At 50.8% G+C, this 18,873-nt stretch carries 14 protein-coding genes; 9 read left to right on the forward strand and 5 right to left on the reverse strand.

Going from position 1 to position 18,873, the window contains the following annotated elements; all coding sequences use genetic code 11:
* Positions 1 to 58 precede the first annotated feature (58 nt).
* The 3 genes from VGN67_RS15855 (at position 59) to VGN67_RS15865 (ending at position 5,377) form a co-directional block, all read left to right on the forward strand.
* Positions 59 to 2,779 carry a TonB-dependent receptor plug domain-containing protein gene (locus tag VGN67_RS15855; protein WP_327487830.1) on the forward strand — a complete coding sequence of 907 codons (2,721 nt, stop codon included), beginning with the start codon at positions 59 to 61 and terminating at the stop codon, positions 2,777 to 2,779.
* Positions 2,780 to 2,991: 212 nt separating this feature from the next.
* Positions 2,992 to 3,525 (forward strand): gluconate 2-dehydrogenase subunit 3 family protein, encoded by a 534-nt coding sequence (locus VGN67_RS15860; RefSeq protein WP_327487831.1) that lies wholly within the window; start codon positions 2,992 to 2,994, stop codon positions 3,523 to 3,525.
* Between the two features lie 133 nt (positions 3,526 to 3,658).
* Positions 3,659 to 5,377 carry a GMC family oxidoreductase gene (locus VGN67_RS15865; protein ID WP_327487832.1) on the forward strand — a complete coding sequence of 573 codons (1,719 nt, stop codon included), beginning with the start codon at positions 3,659 to 3,661 and terminating at the stop codon, positions 5,375 to 5,377.
* 131 nt (positions 5,378 to 5,508) lie between these two features.
* On the opposite strand, the gene VGN67_RS15870 is transcribed toward VGN67_RS15865, so the two are convergent.
* Positions 5,509 to 7,050, reverse strand: coding sequence for a M20/M25/M40 family metallo-hydrolase (locus VGN67_RS15870; RefSeq protein ID WP_327487833.1), 1,542 nt, complete (start codon positions 7,048 to 7,050; stop codon positions 5,509 to 5,511).
* Positions 7,051 to 7,336: 286 nt separating this feature from the next.
* Between VGN67_RS15870 and VGN67_RS15875 the strand changes: the two genes are divergently transcribed.
* Both VGN67_RS15875 and VGN67_RS15880 read left to right on the forward strand, forming a co-directional pair.
* Positions 7,337 to 7,810: an NAD(P)-dependent oxidoreductase gene (locus VGN67_RS15875; protein ID WP_327487834.1), complete on the forward strand. Its 474-nt coding sequence runs from the start codon at positions 7,337 to 7,339 to the stop codon at positions 7,808 to 7,810.
* Positions 7,807 to 7,974, forward strand: coding sequence for a hypothetical protein (locus tag VGN67_RS15880; protein WP_327487835.1), 168 nt, complete (start codon positions 7,807 to 7,809; stop codon positions 7,972 to 7,974). The genes VGN67_RS15875 and VGN67_RS15880 overlap by 4 nt, the downstream gene beginning before the upstream one ends.
* Before the next feature lie 168 nt (positions 7,975 to 8,142).
* On the opposite strand, the gene VGN67_RS15885 is transcribed toward VGN67_RS15880, so the two are convergent.
* Positions 8,143 to 9,396 (reverse strand): aminotransferase class V-fold PLP-dependent enzyme, encoded by a 1,254-nt coding sequence (locus VGN67_RS15885; protein ID WP_327487836.1) that lies wholly within the window; start codon positions 9,394 to 9,396, stop codon positions 8,143 to 8,145.
* Between the two features lie 162 nt (positions 9,397 to 9,558).
* Between VGN67_RS15885 and VGN67_RS15890 the strand changes: the two genes are divergently transcribed.
* Complete coding sequence (locus VGN67_RS15890; RefSeq protein WP_327487837.1) at positions 9,559 to 10,437, forward strand: DUF4349 domain-containing protein; 879 nt, start codon at positions 9,559 to 9,561, stop codon at positions 10,435 to 10,437.
* 154 nt (positions 10,438 to 10,591) lie between these two features.
* Here VGN67_RS15890 and VGN67_RS15895 read toward each other — a convergent pair whose 3' ends face one another.
* Together VGN67_RS15895 and VGN67_RS15900 are read right to left on the reverse strand one after the other, a co-directional pair.
* Positions 10,592 to 14,008, reverse strand: coding sequence for a DUF7133 domain-containing protein (locus tag VGN67_RS15895; protein WP_327487838.1), 3,417 nt, complete (start codon positions 14,006 to 14,008; stop codon positions 10,592 to 10,594).
* A gap of 145 nt (positions 14,009 to 14,153) precedes the next feature.
* On the reverse strand, positions 14,154 to 15,035 hold the full coding sequence (locus VGN67_RS15900) for a diacylglycerol/lipid kinase family protein (RefSeq protein ID WP_327487839.1): 882 nt from the start codon (positions 15,033 to 15,035) through the stop codon (positions 14,154 to 14,156).
* A gap of 53 nt (positions 15,036 to 15,088) precedes the next feature.
* Here VGN67_RS15900 and VGN67_RS15905 point away from each other — a divergent pair, with 53 nt between their 5' ends.
* The 3 genes from VGN67_RS15905 (at position 15,089) to VGN67_RS15915 (ending at position 17,993) form a co-directional block, all read left to right on the forward strand.
* Positions 15,089 to 16,129 carry an App1 family protein gene (locus VGN67_RS15905; RefSeq protein ID WP_327487840.1) on the forward strand — a complete coding sequence of 347 codons (1,041 nt, stop codon included), beginning with the start codon at positions 15,089 to 15,091 and terminating at the stop codon, positions 16,127 to 16,129.
* An 89-nt stretch (positions 16,130 to 16,218) separates the two neighbouring features.
* Entirely contained in the window at positions 16,219 to 17,379 is a 1,161-nt protein-coding gene (locus VGN67_RS15910; RefSeq protein ID WP_327487841.1) for an aminotransferase class I/II-fold pyridoxal phosphate-dependent enzyme, read from the forward strand.
* Positions 17,380 to 17,591: 212 nt separating this feature from the next.
* On the forward strand, positions 17,592 to 17,993 hold the full coding sequence (locus VGN67_RS15915) for a response regulator (RefSeq protein WP_327487842.1): 402 nt from the start codon (positions 17,592 to 17,594) through the stop codon (positions 17,991 to 17,993).
* Positions 17,994 to 18,017: 24 nt separating this feature from the next.
* On the opposite strand, the gene VGN67_RS15920 is transcribed toward VGN67_RS15915, so the two are convergent.
* Positions 18,018 to 18,830, reverse strand: coding sequence for a sugar phosphate isomerase/epimerase family protein (locus tag VGN67_RS15920; RefSeq protein ID WP_327487843.1), 813 nt, complete (start codon positions 18,828 to 18,830; stop codon positions 18,018 to 18,020).
* Between the last annotated feature and the right edge of the window lie 43 nt (positions 18,831 to 18,873).

Consider the following 18,873-nt stretch of genomic DNA (forward strand, 5'->3'; position numbering starts at 1 on the left):
ATGGAGGTACAATGAAGCATACCTCCTAACTTCGCCGCTCGAAACAAGTACTTGTCTGATGATAAAATTTTACAGAACTATTTTGTGGGTGGCCATGGGGCTGACGACACCAGCCCTGGCCCAGGTAGTACCCGATACCACCCAAAGCCGTTCGGGTGGTACCTTTAATGAAATCATAGTGTCGGCCTCCCGCACGGCCGAGCGGGTCATGGAAGCCCCCGTAACCGTAGAGCGTATTACCGGCGCGCAATTACAGCGTCTGCCGGGGACGGAGCTAATCTCGAGCCTTTCCCGCTATAAGGGTATTGATGTCAACCAGTCGAGCTGGTTGATTACCAGTTTTAGTACCCGGGGCTTCAACAGTTCCAAAGCCGAGCGGGTAGTACAGCTGGTTGACTACGTTGACGTAACTTCACCAACCGCTTCCCTGTACTACGGCAACTGGATGGGCGTACCTGACCTTGATCTGGAAAGTGTCGATATTATCCATGGTGCCAACTCGGCCCTGTACGGTTCCAATGCTATTAATGGAGTACTCCTTTTAAATACCAAAGATCCTTTCCGGACTCCGGGCCTTGCCGTTTCGTTGCGGGGTGGTAGCCGCAGTCTGCTGGATGCCCAGGTTCGTTACGCCAGGGTCTTCGGGGACCGATTGGCTTTTAAACTCAACGCCAATTACTTTACGGCCGATGAATTTATTGCCTCCGGCGAAGCCGCCATCAAACGTACTACCTCGGGCGGGCTGGCCGGTGCCGATCCGCTGAACAATCCGGCCGGTTCGCCGCTGGGCTGGAATGCCATTAATCGCTATGGCGACGTAGGTACTACGGTTTCCGCGCCCGTCTTAACGGCGTTAAATAATGGAACACCTTACCGATTATACGCTCCGGGGTACTCTGAGGCCGATATGCTGTGGGCCAACGCTCCGGGCGATCTGTTCAGCCTGAGCGGCAATCAGTACAAAGCGGGTAACTTTCGTATTAATCCGTCGCTGCACTGGCGGGTCAATGACCGGGTAAAGGCCGTGTACGAGTACCGCTATTCGTTTAGTAACGGAGTATTCCAGAGCAGCAGCCGCTACGCCCAGCGGGCCATGCAATATGACCTCCACCGGACCGAGGTAAGTGCGAAAGGCTGGTTCCTGCGCGCCTATACCATGTTCGATTACGGTGGAAAAGCCTACGATCTGGGTTCGTTGGGTAACGGTATCATGGGTGCCCCCATGGCAGTAGGTACCCAGGCTAACGGCAGCCGCTACCCCACCTTTGCCCAAAATTACTTTACCCTTTGGAACCAGGTTTTCAGCGCGGCCCGCACCGGCGGCTTACCGGCAGGTGCCAATCTGGGGGGAGTTTATCAACCCAATCCGGCTGGTGGTCCGCTGGCAGCCTATTCGCTACCCCAGGCTATTCCGGGTGGATTGGGCATTGAAGAGGCGCAACGCCTGGCAACGCAGCTTGCCGCAGGAGTACAGTTACCGGTGGGTAGCCCCCTCTTTAACCAAATGCGCGAACAGATTGTAAGTGGGGTTGGCACGATTGACGTGAATGGTACCCGTACGGTACGCGGAGCGGCCTTTGCCAATACCGCCCGCTTCTGGGACCTGAGCGGACAGCGTGAGTGGCAGCTGATGCCCAAAACCAACCTGGTGGCCGGTGCTTCTTACCGTACCCACATTCTGCGCTCGCAGGGTACCTTGTTTTCCGACGGCGACAAATCACCCATCCGGCCGGGAAGCAATGACGTACAGCAGCGGGATAAAATAGTTAACTGGGAAGGCGGTGCTTACGCGCAGCTACGCCAGGACCTGTTCAACGACCGTCTGCGCCTGGCCTTTGCCGGAAGATTCGACCAGTTCCGTAACTTTGGTGCCCGCTTTTCTCCCCGGATTTCGGGGGTACTTGCCCTGGGTGAAAACCGTGATCAAACCATCCGCCTCAGCTACGCCCAGGCCTACCGGCAACCCGCCCAACTCGACCAGTTTATTTACCTTGACTTTGGTTCGCTGCTGGTTCAGGGAAATATTGACCAGGGATACGAAGGACTCAATGCCGTTTCAACGTTACCCAACGGGCAACCTAACCCTAACTTCCTGAAGCCGCAGCGCGTCAATAACCTCTCGCCCGAAAAAGCCAATACCTGGGAAATCGGGTACCGGGCCCAACTAACCAAAGGCCTGTACGTTGACGCCAGCTACTACCGTTCCAGCTACCGTGATTTTATAGGTACCCTCCGCTTTTATGGTCGCGAAGATGGCCTGCCGGTAACGGGGGTTCCCCTCCCCGCCCCGACGGGTGACTTCGCCAAACCTACCACCGACCGTACCCGCGGACGGCTCATTCAGGTTTGGGCAAATGCCGAACAGCAGGTACAGACGCAGGGAGTGGTACTTTCGGCTGAATTTTTTCTGAACAAATATTTGCAGCTGTACTCCAACTACACCTGGTCCCATATCAACGAGGAAGATGTTCCCGGACTTATTCTGGGTTTCAACACGCCCGAACATAAGTTTAACGTAGGGCTGGGTGGTCAGCGCCAGAACCTGGTATACAGCCTCAATTACCGTCGCCAAACGGGTTTCACCTTTTTTATGCCCTTTGACGAGGGGTACATTGAATCTTTCGGAACGGTGGATGCCCAACTGGGATACCAGGTACCTTCTCTTAAGAGTACTCTGAAATTAGGCGGCACCAACCTCACCAATTCCAACGCGATTTACGCCTACGGTTCAGCTCCCATCGGTCGTGTAGTGTACGTAGGCTGGGTCTATGGTTTATAAGATAGGAATATTATCAGCTAAAAAAGGGTACCCCCAGAAGGCACCCTTTTTTATTTTTCCTACTTTAGGCAACTTGAGGGTATTAATTTTTGTCTATATAAATAGCGGGGTAAAATAAAAAAATACACGAAGCATTTATAACTTTTTCAATCTCAACCGTTAGAAACCTGGTATTCCTGCCTTACCTAATAAATAAAAAATTTTAATAATAGATGAAAAGACGATCAGCTATTAAAAGCTTAGGGCTAGCCCTGGGTGGTATAGTGAGCCTGCCCGCCTGGGCCAACGGCTGGAACCCTGAATCCGTAGCCGAGGTTACAACGCTTTCGGTCAATGATGAAGCCTTACTGGCCGAAATTGTAGAAACCATCATTCCCGAAACAAAATCAGGAAGCGTAGTTTCGCCGGGTGCCAAATCTCTAAAGGTACATCAGTTTGCCCAAAGAATGATTAAGGATTGCTATCCTGAGGCCGCGCAGGCTACCTTACAAAAAGGATTGACAGCCATTGATGAAACAGCCCAAAAATCGTTTTCCAAAACCTTTACTGCCCTCGCTCCTCAGGACCGTATTGAAGTTCTGAAACAGCTGAGTACTTCTTCCGACGCAACGGGCAAGCAATTCGTGAATATGATTAAGAACCTGACCATTCAGGGCTATACCAATTCGGAGTACTACCTGACCAACGTTCTCAAGTACAACATGGCCCCCGGCTTCTACCACGGCTGCGTACCAGTAGCGTCATAAGTTAATGAGTGAATGAGTGGATGAGTGAATACTAATTCAGCCATATAATTACTAATCAGCTCAGTTATTCTGTAGATAATTCAAAATTCCTAATCGCACCGGCGATCCGGTCAGCATTCAGAATTAAAAAGACATGTCATACTTCAATATAGATTCCCTTAACGAACGCACCTTTGACGCCATCGTCATTGGCTCAGGTATCAGCGGTGGCTGGTCAACTAAAGAACTGTGCGACAAAGGGCTTAAAACCCTGGTACTGGAGCGCGGCCGCGACGTTCGGCACGTTACTGACTACCCTACTACCATGATGCAACCCTGGGAGTTTGAGCATAACGGGCAGATCAAACGGGAGGTCCGGGAGGCGAATCCAATTGCTAGCAAGTGCTACGCTTTTCACGAAGGTTCCCAGCAATTTTTCCTGAAAGACGAGCAGCAGCCTTACATCCAGGACAAACCATTCGACTGGATTCGTGGTAATCAGGTTGGCGGAAAGTCGCTGATGTGGGCGCGGGGTACCCAGCGCTGGTCGCAGTACGATTTCGACGGTCCGGCGCGGGATGGCTACGCGGTGGAGTGGCCCATTGGCTATAAAGACATTGCCCCCTGGTACAGCTACGTTGAGAAATTTGCGGGTATATCGGGAAATAAGGACGGATTGGCCCAGCTACCGGACGGGGAGTTTCTGCCGCCGCACGAGCAGTCGTGCGTGGAGAAGCACTTCTCGAAGGAGATGGCTAAGCATTACAAAGGTACCCGGCCGGTCATTATCGGTCGCTGCGCGCACCTGACCAAACCCCAGCCTATCCATCTCAAGCAGGGACGTGGGCAGTGTATGAACCGTAACCTGTGCGAGCGGGGCTGTCCGTACGGAGGGTACTTCAGCAGTAATTCCTCTACCCTTCCCTGGGCGGCCAAAACCGGCAACATGACCCTGCGGCCCGACTCGGTAGTACATTCTATTATCTATGATGAGCAGAAAGGAAAAGCGACCGGCGTACGGGTTATTGACGCCAATACCAGGGAGATGACCGAGTACTTCGCCAAAATCATCTTTGTAAATGCCTCAACCCTTAATTCAAACCTGATCCTGCTGAACTCAACGTCCAATCGCTTTCAAAACGGATTGGGTAATGATAACGGTCTATTGGGTAAATACGTAGCTTTCCATAATTTCCGGACCACTATTTCTGCCGAGTACGAAGGGTACCTGGAAACTACTACCGCCGGTATCCGGCCCAATGGCAGCTACATACCGCGCTTCCGTAACGTGTTCAAGCAGGAAACTGATTTCCTCCGCGGTTATGCCGCCGGTTTCAGCGGTAGCCGGATTGTTACTACTGACCGTTCCGGCTTTGGAGAAGAATTAAAAGCCAACCTGATGCAGCGGAAGCACGGCAACTGGCGGGTGGGTTCTCACATGATGGGTGAAACTATTCCAAAAGAAACCAACTTTGTGGCGCTGGATAAAAGCCTGACAGACCCTTATGGTATTCCACAGCTACGCGTATCGGTAGGCTACGATGATAACGACGAAAAGATGATCCGAGATTTTCACCAGCAAATGACTGAAATGCTGACCGTAGCCGGTTTCAAAAATATTCAGACCCACGACAAGCCCGATAAGGCTCCCGGACTGGATATTCACGAAATGGGTGGGGTACGTATGGGTAAAGACCCGAAAACGTCCATGCTGAACAAGTGGAACCAGCTGCACAGCGTGAAGAACGTATTCGTGACCGATGGCGCCTGTATGACTACCAACTCCACCCAGAATCCTTCGCTGACCTTTATGGCCATTACCGCCCGTGCGGCCAATCATGCGGTTGAAGAACTGCGAAAGGGAAATCTGTAGGTAGCAGTTAGTTATCAGTCGGTAGCTTTTAGCTACTCAGGCAACTAAAAAAGTACTCTACTCCATAAAAAGTAAGCCCCGCCAGGAAGATTCCTGGCGGGGCTTTTCAATTCGAATAATACTTCAAAAAATTAGTCCATACCACCTTTACGGGTAGCGGTTCTTTGAGCAGGCCAGGCCGTGGGTTCGCCCCGTTGCCCCACCGGAACCCGTACCTCACGCGACGCTTTTTCGTTATCCTCACTGGCCATATAAGCCAGGATGGCCGCCAGGATTACATTGCTGCGTACGTCGTCAAAGACTATTTTGTCGTAGGTGTCGAGGTTGGTATGCCAGGTATAGTTGGAATAGGACCAACTCAGTGAACTTAGCGAAAAGGCCGGAACGCCCGCCGCTAGGAAAGAGGCATAGTCAGAGCCGCCCCCACCCGGATTACCCGGAAAGGTGTACTTGATATCCTTTGTTATTTCATCCGGTACTTTACTAATCCAGCGGCCCAGGTAGTCGTACGCTTTGACAAACCCCTGACCGGAAATAGTGGCTACCCGACCGGTACCGTTATCCTGGTTAAAAAGGGCCTGTATTTTAGGCATCATATCGGCATGGTCCTGCACAAACGCCCGCGAGCCGTTCAGGCCCTGTTCTTCACTTCCCCAGTGACCGACAAGGATGGTCCGTTTAGGATTAGGGTATACTTGTTTCAGGATTCGCATTACTTCCATCATCATGATGGTACCGGTACCGTTGTCGGTGGCTCCGGTGCCGCCGTCCCACGAATCAAAGTGCGCTGACAGCATGACGTATTCATCCGGCTTTTCGCTGCCTTTGATTTCGGCAATGGTATTAAAGGTAGGTACCACGCCCGTTTCTTTGGATTCGGCTACCAGGTTAAGCGTTGGTTTCTGGCCGCTTTCGGCCAGGCGGTATACCAGGCCGTAGTCTTCCAGGCTCAGGTCAATGGTAGGTACTTTTTTGGTGTAGGCGCTAAAAATTTTATTGGCCCCAAATCCCTGCGACCAGTAAGAAGTCACAATACCCACGGCTCCGGCCTGTTCCAAAGCAAGGGGCAGGCCTCTGCGGTCCTTCCCGGTGCGTTGCAGGCGTACCGCCCAGGCCCGGTTTGCCTCCTCTTTTTCCTTCCGTATTTTGGCAAGAGACTCTTCCGTGGCAAACTCCTTCCAGTTATAGTCAGGGCGGCCGGTGGGCTGATTCACCGAAATCATCACCAGTTTACCTTTTACGTTGGGTAGCCAGCGTTGAAAAGCCAGCGAATCCGCAAACTCGGGTAAAATAACTACCTCCGCCCTGACGCCCCCTTTGGGGGTAGCCGGTGACCAGGCCAATTGAGTACCTGACAGGGTTTTTACCCACGGACTAACCAGGTCGATGTGGGTGATGCCGCGCTGCCAGCCCCGCCATTCGCCCCACTTTTCGTTGCGGGCTGGTATACCCCAGGACCCATATTTCTGCACGGCCCAGTCGTGCGCTTTCTGCATCTGCGGACTACCCACCAACCGGGGACCAATGCCGTCCATCAGTTCATGGGCAATGGTTTCGAGTTGGGAGTTCGTATTGGCTTCTTTGATAATTTTGTCAATAACTTCATTCTGCGCCTGCGCAAACGTAAGCTGTCCCACCAGCAGGAACAGCACCATTAAATTTCGTTTTTTCATTGAATGGGTAGTTGTTTTGCTAAATATAAGAATAGCCTGTTAATAAACGTAACGGAGTCGGACTATCTAAACTGAACCCGTGGCACGGTTGCAACCGTACCACGGATAATTAACTTTCAAACGCCCGCAGGAATTCAAAATATTGCCAGCACCCCAAAATTTAATACCTTTACCTCATTAAAATCTCTCTGTAAAATATAGGTCCAATTCGCAGCTCAAGCTGAGCTGTTGCCGCTTTCACGCGAAAGCGCGGTAGAATTATTTATCCTGATTTTTACAGAGAATTATGAATCAAACTACCACAATTGCCCTCCTGGGCGGCGGAGGCAAAACAGGTACTTACCTGGTTAATGAGCTACTCAGCCGGGGCTATTCCCTCAAACTACTTCTGCGGAAGCCAGAAAATTTTACCCTACAAAGTACTGCCATTCAAATCTGTCAGGGTGATGCCCTGGACTATGAGGACATTTGTAGGCTGGTGACTGGTTGTCAGGCGGTGGTAAGTACCCTGGGGCAGCGACCCGGTGAACCGCTGGTAGCCAGTCAGGCCACCACACATTTGCTGAAAGCAATGCAGGACCAGCAAATCATGCGGTACATCCTGGTGGCGGGACTTAACTTGGATACCCCTACCGATAAAAAGGGAGCCCAAACCCGGATGGCTACCGACTGGATGAAGTCGACTTTTCCGGCCATTCACGAAGACCGGCAGCGGGCGTATTCCATTCTGCAACAAAGCCGGATCAACTGGACTAGGTGAGGGTACCTTTTATTGAATTTACCGAGCAAAAAGGGGCAACTGAGGTACTGCCAGACGATTGTCCCGGCGATAAAATCCGGGCAGCCGATCTGGCGGTTTTTCTGGCTGATCAGCTGACTGACACCCGGTACTTCCGGCTGTCCCCTTTTATTGCTAGCGTTTGAAAAGACGTATGAACCGGTGCCACAGTTGCAACTGAGTTCTATACCGGTGCCACGGTTGCAACCGTGGCACCGATATGGGTACCCCCAACTCACCTAGTACTACATTTCGGGTATACAAACTCACGTCCCCTATCTACTTCCAGTAGCCACTTTTGTAGCTAGACCATTTCAAAACTCCAACTGATACAGCAACTCCCCTAGCCCCTTTACACAACGCTCCACTTCCTCCCTTGTATTATAGTGCGAAAGGCTGATGCGGAGTACCCCGTCGTTCAGGTCCTTTACCCCCATAGTTTCCAGGAGGCGGTAGGCGTAAAAATGTCCGTTCTTGGCGGCCACATCGTACGCCACCAGTCCGTCGGCCAGGGCTTTGGCAGGTACCTTAGGGGAAGCAAGGGCTATGTTAGCTTCGCGCCCATCCGAGGTACTTCTTCCATAAATGCGAACAGGCAGGTCCTTCAAATGATCCAGCAGGTAGGCACTCAATTCGGTTTCGTGCTGGTGCATAAGGGCCGAAACGACACGGGCTTTTTCATGCAGAGGTACTTCTCCGGAGGAACCAAAGTTATGCTCATAGACCGTACTGAAATAGTCACCAATACCGGCCAGGGCGGCAATAGCGGCATGGTCGGGACCGGCGGCGTCCAGTTGTTTGTACGGGTAAGGTACATTAAAGAAATGGCACTGCGGCTCCAGTTCTTCCAGGAAGCTTTCTTTGACTACCATCACACCCTGGTGGGTTCCGTAGGTTTTGTAGGTACTAAAAACGTAGGCATCCACGTCCAGTTCATCCAGGTTTGGCCAGCTATGGGGCGCGTAGGATACGCCATCCACTACCAGACGGGTGTTGTTCTGCCGGGCCAGCCGGGCAATCCGGTTTATTGGATTGATAGTACCTATTATATTGGAGCTGTGGGTAACGCAGAGGATAACCGTCCGGGGACTTAATAACTTTTCCAGGTCTTCCAGGTCGAGTTCGCCGGTTTCGGGATTAACCTTCCAGAATGTAAGGGTAGCCCCCTGCCGCTGACACAGGCGTTCCCAGCCGCCAATGTTGGACTCGTGGTCTTGTTCAGTCACAATAACTTCGGTATCTTTTTGAACCAGCGGCGTGCAGGCAATGGTGAGGGTGTTGAAGTTCTGAGTGGAAGAAGCCCCCAACGTTACCCGCTCCATGGGTACATTCAGCAGGGCAGCCATGGTACTTCGCCCTTCATCCATGGCCTCACCGGCCTGGTTGGAAATTGGATTGGCCCCGTAGGGCTGTACTTTGTAATTGGTGTAAAAGTCGGTCAGGCGGTCAATTACGGCCCCGGCCACGTAACTACCGCCGGCATTGTCCAGAAAACCGACTTTTTGCCCCAGTTCCGTTTGAAACACCGGGAATTGCTGGCGTATGAAATCAATATCTAATACTTTCATGTGCTTCTAACTGGTTACTTTTTGGAATTGATGTGGCCAAAATAACAAAAGTTTACCATCCGCGCCCACCCTACATACTACTTTAAAATAACCCTTGACTTATATATAATTTGTTTATACATTAGTTCCATTTCAAACCTTCCTCCAATTCGTACTTTACCTATGAAAATAAAGCCAACGATCACAGCAACCCTTGTCGGTAGCCTACTTTTTATTTTATCCTGTAGCCAGTTTCAGGAACATGAAAGAAATGAAGAAGTGATGGTAGAAGTGGATTTAATGAAAGTTCCACTACCACCAGACGCGGCTTCAGTGCCACCCCAGCAAGGAGAGCCTTTGCCTTCTACGCCTCAGGCAAATCAACAAAAAACGGTACGAAAAATAATCAGGAGTGGAAGCCTCGGGTTTGAAACAATGGATGCAGAAAATACCCGTGGCCTTATAGATAAAAGCCTAACAACTTATAAAGGATATGTTTCCAATGATGAGATTGATAAAACCTCTGATAGAATTCAATATAGTTTGACGATAAGGGTACCTGCAGAAAACTTTGACCTATTTCTGGAATCAATTCAAAAAAGCACCTCGTCATTTATTGATAAAAAGGTTGAAGCACAGGATGTCACGGAAGAATATATTGACGTAGAAGCCCGGCTGAGAACAAAAAAAGACCTTGAAAGTCGCTATAAAGTTCTGCTTCAGCGTGCCAATTCTGTGCAGGATGTTCTGGCTATCGAAAAAGAAATTGGAAAGCTGCGAGCCGAAATAGAATCGACTGAGGGTCGTTTCAGGTACCTGAATGACAGAATTTCCTTTAGTACTGTCCGGATTGAGTACTACGTAGTAACAGGGCAATCCCTTGCTTTTATCTCCCAGGCAGGACCTGCATTTAAACAAGGCTGGGACAACCTTCTAACTTTCTTTATTTCCTTGATTTACGTTTGGCCTTTCTTGTTAATCGTAGTAGTGGCAACCTTGATTTTATTGCGATCGTTAAAGAAAAGTAGAAGTAATAGAGTGATTCCGGAAATACAATCTTGATAAGCACTCAAATTGGAAGCAAAAATCTACTTACGTTCGGAGAAGCATTTTGGTTATGAGCAATGAATAAAGGGTATAGTTTACCTTTACAACGAAGTCCGGGCGGTACCGCCCGGACTTCGTTGCTTAACGCTGTTCAAATGCTATCAGCCAATTACTGCTTCTTTAAAGTTGCCAGGAACTCTACTACGTCCCGAATTTCACGCTTGGACATAATGTAGCCCATGGGTGGCATGCTTGACGGCATGTTGTCGCGCTTGGCGATACGCGCTACGGCTACTTTCAAAGGCTCTGCTTCGGAAGTCTTAAGCTCCAGCAACTGGTCCGATTCGTGAAGTAAGGTACCGGTTACGGTTTGCCCGTCTTTCAGCGTCAGGGTAACTACCCCAAAGCCGGGGGCGAGGCGCGCACTAGGCTCAATGAGAGCCTGCAGGAGTTGCTCGCGGGTCAGTTCGTCGCCGATGGTAGTAAGCGAAGGACCTACGGCTCCGCCCCGGCCGCCAATGGAGTGGCAGCGTACGCACTGGCCGGTGGAGTTGGTAAAGAAGTACCGGCTACCTACCTGCCGATTGCCCCCGAACAGGGCCTCCTGGTACTCGGCCATGCCAGCACCAGTGGGTTTTAGGGCGGTCAGTCTGGCCCTGAGTGCCTCCGAGTGCGTTGAGTCAACAGCTTCGGCCAGTTCCAGATTCAGGCTGGGTGACAGCTCTTTATTGCCCATTCGGGTTACCAAACCTTCCAGTATTCGCTCGGTTTTGGAGGCAGGCATGGTACTGAGTACCCGTAGCATCTGCTGCTGTTCTTTTACACCTCCTTTTTCAAAAGTTAGTTTTACCACTTCTGCCAAAGCATCCTGCGACATATTCAACTCACTTACCAGTCCCAGGGCGGTGGTACGAACATCCTCATCGGCATCACTCATTCCTTTTTTGATAATAGAGTCCATGTCGCTGTACCGCAGCTTGTGCAGGGAAGTGAGCAGGGCCGAACGTACTTCCGGCGACTTGCTTTCGTTCAGCACCCGTACCAGACTGGTATTGCTATCGGTAATTCCCAGCTCACCCAGCATCTGGGCGGCGGCTATTACCACTTCATTGTTCTGGTCCTGCAGCAGGTCATTGATATGCGGCATAACTTTGGCGCGTACCAGCGCGGCGTCGCGCCGGAACTCTCCCCGGTAGCGGCCATCGACCCGGTCCAACACCGATGGATTGGCCCAGGTACCCAGGGCAGCCAGGGCTTCCGAGCGTATCTCTTTCGGCACATCGGTTCTTTTGGAAAAAGCAATCAGGTCGTTCAGCTCGTCCTCCCCACCAACCCGCAGCGCAGCATTGATGGCCCGGCGCAGCAGGGGCTCCGAAGTAAAGCGTTTTTCTTTCAGAATGGCGGCCAGATCCGGCAAAGCAGATGGAATTGACTCATCATCGTTGATGGCACGGGCCGCTTCGGTAACTATGTATTCGTCTTTATCCCGCAGGAAAAGCCTGACTTTATCACTTTTCAACCGGCGAAGAACCAGTACGCCCGCCAGACGAAGTGATTTGTTTGGGTTGTTTGCCAATGCGACAATGGGTTCAACTTCACCAATCCGGGTCAGGGCCATAACGCCGGCATGACGCAGGTACAAGTCCTCATCGTTGTTGGTCTGGATCATTTTCAGCAAGGGAGCCACGGCATCCCGGTAGCCAATCCGACCCAGGGCCTGAGCGCTAAAAAACTTCACCCGGGGATGGGTACTTGACAGCAAAGGTACCAGTACCGAACCGGCCTCCGCTATGTTGGCGTCGCCGATAACCTTGGCGGCCTGGGCTACGATTTCGGGATCAGAGTCTTTCAGCAGGGGCAGCAGACCACTGGCGTAGGACTTGCTCTGACGGGCCAGCTGACCCAGCCCCCAGATACCATGAATCCGGGCCAGTTGGCTTCCGGTCTGGGCGGTGGCTTTGCTCAGGATGAGAGCGCCTTTCTGACCACGACGGGCCAGTTCAAGCTGTGCCTTCTGCCGAATTCGCATATCGGCGAAAGACAACAAGGAATAGAGCCGGTCTTCGGACTGGGCCGCGTAGTCAAGCTGCATCAGCTGTTTGGTCTCAGCCCGCAGGTCTTTAAGATCATTTTTGTCATCACTTACATCCAGCTTCCACACCCGGCCGGCGTCTTTGGTATTCCAGCCGTTGATCCAGTCGGCAACGTACAGCGCGCCATCCGGGCCAAACCGAATTCCCGTGGGAAGAATGCCGCTTAGTACATCGGTTTCCCCGTCCAGTACAAAGGAAGCTCCTTTGGGCTTGAGGCCGAATGACCAGATGTGTGACCGGGAAGGATTCCCTACGAATTCCACCAGGAAAAACTTATTTTTCCAGGCGGAACCCAGGGCAGTACCGGGGTTGTAAACCATACCGGTAGGTCCGTTGTGGAAATTCTGAATGGGGGGAATGATGTAGGCAGCCTGGCCTTCCCAGCGGGGGGTGTACAGTTTTTCGTCCATCCATACCTTATAGGAATTGTTGCGGGGGTCGGTGTACTTACCGTACTGCCAGTTGGCCCGCCAGCCCGCATCCGATCCATCTACAATGTGAACCAGACGCTCGCTTTCGCCGGGGTGGTCTCCGTCGTTGTCGGCGGTAATGAGGTTACCGTAATCATCAAATACAAACTCGTGGGTGTTGCGCAGGCCGGCGGCAAATACCTCAAAGCCGCTACCGTCGGGGTTTGACCGTACAATAACGCCCTCGTTGGAGTACTTGTGGTGTACGCCTGCGGCGGTGGTAATATTGGCCCCAATATCACCTATACCCCAATAGATCCGGCCGTCGGGGCCTTCTATCGCGCCTGACATGCCGTGCCCGCCAAACCCGATGTGGATTCCATACCCATGACTAATAGAAGTCTTTTCGTCCAGAACCCCATCCCCATTGGTGTCGCGCAGGCGCCACATATCCGGCGCGATTCCCACAAAAACATCCTGGGCCCGTACCAGCAAGGCACCGGCGACATCGGAAACTTCTTCGTAGAAATCGTTCAGGATACGCATGGATACATCGGCCAGGCCGTCGCCGGAGGTATCTTCCAGGCGCCATACCTCTTCCTTCTCCACGGTCAGGTCGTGCCAGTCGTGGATACCATCTTCATTCAGGTCGGGCAGCCATTCGTTTTCCTTACTTTTCTCGGTAGCAAAGGTACTGCGCAAAAACGCCCGGCGGTCTTCTACGGTCTGTAGAGCAATGGATTGGGTCATCCAGTTGCGGTGCCCGCGGATATCAAACTCGGAGTTCCGGCCCCGGTTGGTACTTGTGAGGTATACCCTGCCTTGGTCATCAATGGACATGGCAATGGGATCCGGCGCCAGCGAATCGGTAGCCCACAGGTCCAGCTTGAGACCATCGGCAAGTTTAACGGGGGTATTTTCCCGGATTTCCTTGGCTCTTTGACGAGCCTGGGCGGGATCTTCCTTAATGGTTAAAGCCGTTGATTTGGTACCCGAAGGCGAAAGTTTCATACAAGATACCACTACCATAGCGGTCAGGGCCATGAGTGGTACTGGTTTTCGAAGTACTTTTCTAAAATTCATGGATGGAGTACTTAATATAAAAGGTTAATTGCCCTTGACTTGTAAAAATCGGCATTATTTAACCAATTAGAGCAGTAAAAAGAAGATTTTTACTGTAAAAACAACAGAATTTACCGAATACTACCGCCCGGAAACTATAACCTGATTACACTTCCAGGGGCTCGGGGATGGTTATGGAAAGTAGCTGAGGTACCATATGAGCGGTAACCTTTTTTACCTGTCCCTTGTATTCACCGTCAATTTGAAAGTCTACCTCCTGCTCAATACATTCAATTTCAGCCTGTGTCACCGAAAGAATAGTTACTACCTCGGGATCAAATTCGGTGTTGCCGGCAATTAATTTGGCGAGTTCAATGACGTCCCATTTTTTGGCAATTACAACTTCAAATTTACCATCCATAATACTGCCATGCGGGTTGATAGTTACCCCGGTACCGTACTTACGGGCATTGGCAATTATGACTATGATGGCATCGGATTCCACTACTTCCTCCCCCGCCCTGACCCGCACCCGGAAAACTTCGTGTTCGGTAAGGGTCTTAAAAACCTCCATGGCGTAGCCAATCTGCCCTCTGGTATCTCCCTGCTCGTAATTCTTGATCAGCAGCGCGTTTAGCCCCAAATCACTGAGATGAAGACTGATTTCACCATTTATTCTGACGCCATCCATCCGAATGACTTTATTGCTCATCGCTACCTCCAGCGCCTCCACCATGTCAGGCGGCACATTAAAACTGGTAGCCAATCCGTTGGACGACCCGGCGGGTAAAATACCCAATATGGCGCTACGCCCTTCCAGGGCCTCAGCGGCCAGGCAAATAGTACCATCGCCCCCCGCTACCAGTACGCGCGTTGGCTGAAGAGTGTCAATTATGGTTTTTATAGCCCGAAGGTCGTTTTCACCGGTTGTAGTATAAACTTCCAGTTCCTTGTTTTCCATCTGACAGCGGTTGACAATCATATCAACAATGTCCTCTTTTTCCAGGTTACCCGAAATAGGATTGACAATCAGTAATAGCTTTTCCAAGAATGGCATATTATTTTTTATAGTATTATCATTATTCATTAAAATGGACCTGAATGCGACAATGCGAACTTAAACTCTACCGCGGCTACGCCAACAACAACGAATTGGTGGTTTTCGGTCATGCTTTCCGTAAGTACCCTTCGGCGAATGATTTGTACGACCGGAAGGGCTTTAAGTACATTAACTCAATACTCCAGTTATTTACTATAAAAACTATTGCCAACGCCCGGGTAGTTCTCCATTTTGGGGATTTTAAGGTAGAAACCAAAACGCTCAATGATGGTTTTTTTGAGTTTAACCTGCCTCTCGACCACCCATTATCCTGTGGCTGGCACAACTACGAGGTTCGCTTAGAAGACACCGTAGAGGGCGATTGTATCAGTTTTAGCCGTAAAGGAGAGTTGTTGGTACCATACGAAGGTGCCTATACGATCATTTCTGATATTGATGATACGTTCCTGATTTCTTACAGCGGCCACCTGTTGAAAAAACTCTACGTAATGCTAACCAAAAATGTGGAGTCGCGGTTGCCCTTTGAAGACGTCGTTAAGCATTACCGCTTGTTAAGCTTTGCCGGCCGGGGCCAGAACGAAAACGATACCGAAAGCAACACCTTCTTTTACGTATCCAGCAGCGAGTGGAATCTCTATGAATTTATCACCCGGTTTACGAACTTTAATGGCTTACCGAAGGCAGTACTTAAACTTAAAAGTATTAAAAGCGGCCTGGGCGACTTTCTGATGACGGGTGGGGGCTCCCACGAGCACAAGGAACGTAAAATTCGTAACATCATTAAGTTTTATCCGCACCTGAAATTTATTCTGCTGGGTGACGATTCCCAGCGTGACCCGCACATTTACGAAGTCATCTGTAAATCGTTTCCGCTCAGCGTTCGGGCCGTATATATTCGTCAGACCGAATCCACCGAAAAAAGAGAAGCCCGAAGGCTCCTGGACAATATGACCGGTTTGGGGGTAGATATCTGCTATTTTCGGCACAGCAGTGAAGCCATTCTGCACTCGGTAAAGTCCGGAATTATTACCCAGGACCAGGTGATGGCGTTTGAGCGAAAGGAGGCCGAGCTACATCTGTAGTGATTTTTTATTGACAGTACCACCCAATTAACTACCTGCTTTCGGTCGGGCTTAATATCTTGCGGGCCTAAAATTATATTTCCTGCTCTATGGACCTTTCTTATATCCTGAATGAATTGGGCGAAGACCGCGCTGAGTACTTCAATGCGGTGGCTCCCCCCATAATCCAAACCAGTAATTTCTCGTTTAATTCGTTTGCTGAGCTGCGGGGCGCTTTTCAGGATGAGATGTCCACCTATGTATACTCCCGGGGTATTAACCCTACGGTTGATATTCTTCGCAAAAAACTAGCGGCCCTCGACGAAGCCGAAGACGCCCTTGTCTTCAACAGTGGAACTTCGGCCATCTTCTGCGCGGTGCTGGCCAATATAAAAGGTGGCGATCACATCGTGTCGGTCCAGAAACCCTACACCTGGGCCTACCGGATGTTTGACAATATCCTCCCGCGGTTTGGGGTAAGTACTACCTACGTGGACGGCACCCGCCTTGAAAATTTTGAGGAAGCCCTGCGACCCGAAACCCGGATTATTTACCTTGAATCTCCTAATACCCTGACCTATGAACTCCAGGATCTGGCGGCGGTAGCTGCCCTGGCCCGGAGCCGGGGCATTATTACCATTATTGACAACAGTTATTGTACCCCCCTGTACCAGAAGCCCCACAACCTGGGTATTGACCTCAGCCTGCAGTCGGCGACCAAGTACATTGGTGGCCATAGCGATACCGTTGCGGGGGTACTTACCGGTTCCAAGACCTTGCTCACCCGGATATTTAATGAGCAGCTGCTCAATACCGGCTCGGGTATTATGCCGTTTAACGCATGGCTGCTCCTGCGGGGCCTGCGTACGCTGCCCATGCGCCTGGACCGAATCAGTCAGACCACCCAAAAAGTAATCGAGTACCTGAAGCAACACCCCAAAATTGAAAAGGTACTCTTCCCGCTCGACGAAGACTTCCCCCAGCTTGACCTGGCGCGCAGGCAAATGACCGGTGCCTGCGGCCTCCTGACCGTACAACTCAAAGCGACCAGCGCCGAACAAATTGAGAAGTTTACCTACGCGCTGAAACACTTTCTGGTGGCAGTTTCATGGGGCGGGCATGAGTCCCTGATACTACCACAGGCCGCCGCCCTTCCACCCGATCAGTTTGACGCTACCAATGAGCGTCACCGCATGGCCCGGATTTACATTGGCCTGGAAGATGCCGATTACCTGATTAAAGATCTGGACCAGGCATTGGAAATGCTTTAATCTCCAATTGTTTAACCTGGAAAAAATATTAGACCTACCCGTTTTCCTGATTCCAAAGTGCAGTTCTGTGCCCGGTCATTTGGTGAAAAATCCTGAATAATAACTTTGGTTACAAAATATTTTGATGGAACGGCGATGCCATAAAAATATATCGTGATAATATATATCTTTACACAGTTAAAACAATACCCTTTTCGCCCATCCAATCCTTCATGCTAGTACCTATTACATGCTTTTTAATTGATGATGATCCTGACGATCAGGAGATATTTACCCTGGCTTTAAGCAAAGTCGATCCGGCCATTAGCTGCGTCACAGCTGATGATGGAATAGATGCATTACAAAAGCTAAAAAAAGACGAGAGCTTCGTTCCGGAGTTTATTTTTCTGGACCTGAATATGCCGCGCATGAACGGCAAACAATGCCTGGCCGAACTGGTAAAAATTGACCGCCTGGAGCAAACCCCCATTATCATTTACTCCACCTCCTCAGAGCCCCGCGACGTAATGGAAACAAAAGAACTGGGGGCCAGTGATTTTATTGTAAAGCCCTCTTACTTTGATGCCTTGGCGGCCTCGCTTTCAAAGGTAATCAAAGAAAATCCCAAGGGGTAAAAGCAGGAAACAGGAAGCCGGATATTACTTCATAGCCGCCCGTACTTCGGCCAGAAAACGGGGTATCTGTACCCGAGGGTCGCCGCTGAGGGTTTCCAGCGGAATATAGCCCCGGTATCCTGATTCTTGCACGATCCCGATGATTTTGCCGAGATCCGTTTTTTCTTCTTTGCCGTAGCGGTACACGTTTTCCTTGATCTGCCAGGTATAGGCGTAGGGAGCCAGTTTTTTTATTTCCTCATAGGGGTCACCCGCCCGCAGGCTACCGATATCCAGGTTTATTCCGAGCCAGTCGGAAGCAATTTTTTTACGAATATAAAGTACCTGTTCAACGGTTTTAAGCAACTCGTTGTGGTTTTGCAGGACAATCATCACGCCTTTCTGACGACCAAATTCCACGCACTGTCGGATGCTCTCTACCGCCCAATCCATCACCGTCCCTTCGGCATGTCCCTCAGGTACTCCTTTTCCCGCGAATACCCTAAGTACCGGCGCGTCCATTTTGGCCGCCACGTCCACCCACTTGCGCACCAGTTCCACATCAGCCGCCCGTTTTTCAGGATCGGGTGCCGAAAAATCAGTTCTGACGCCGGTGCCGCTAATATCCAGCCCCAACAAAAAGGCTTTCTTCTTGATTTCATACACGTACTCGTCCGCAGGTACCTTAGGGTAATCCGGAAAGTAATAACCCGTTGGGTCCACGGCTTCAAAGCCAGCATCGGAACAAAATTCAAGTACTTCGGCCAGGGTCATTTCCCCCTTTCGGAGCGGGTCATTGAAGGAGTACAAGTTGCAGCTCAGCTTGATTTTTGACGTACGGTTGGCTGGGGTTGCCAATGCTTCTGCATTTAAACCAGGGGCACTTATCAGGGCTGCCGCT

This window comes from Telluribacter sp. (assembly GCF_035998675.1).
GTDB lineage: Bacteria > Bacteroidota > Bacteroidia > Cytophagales > Spirosomataceae > Telluribacter.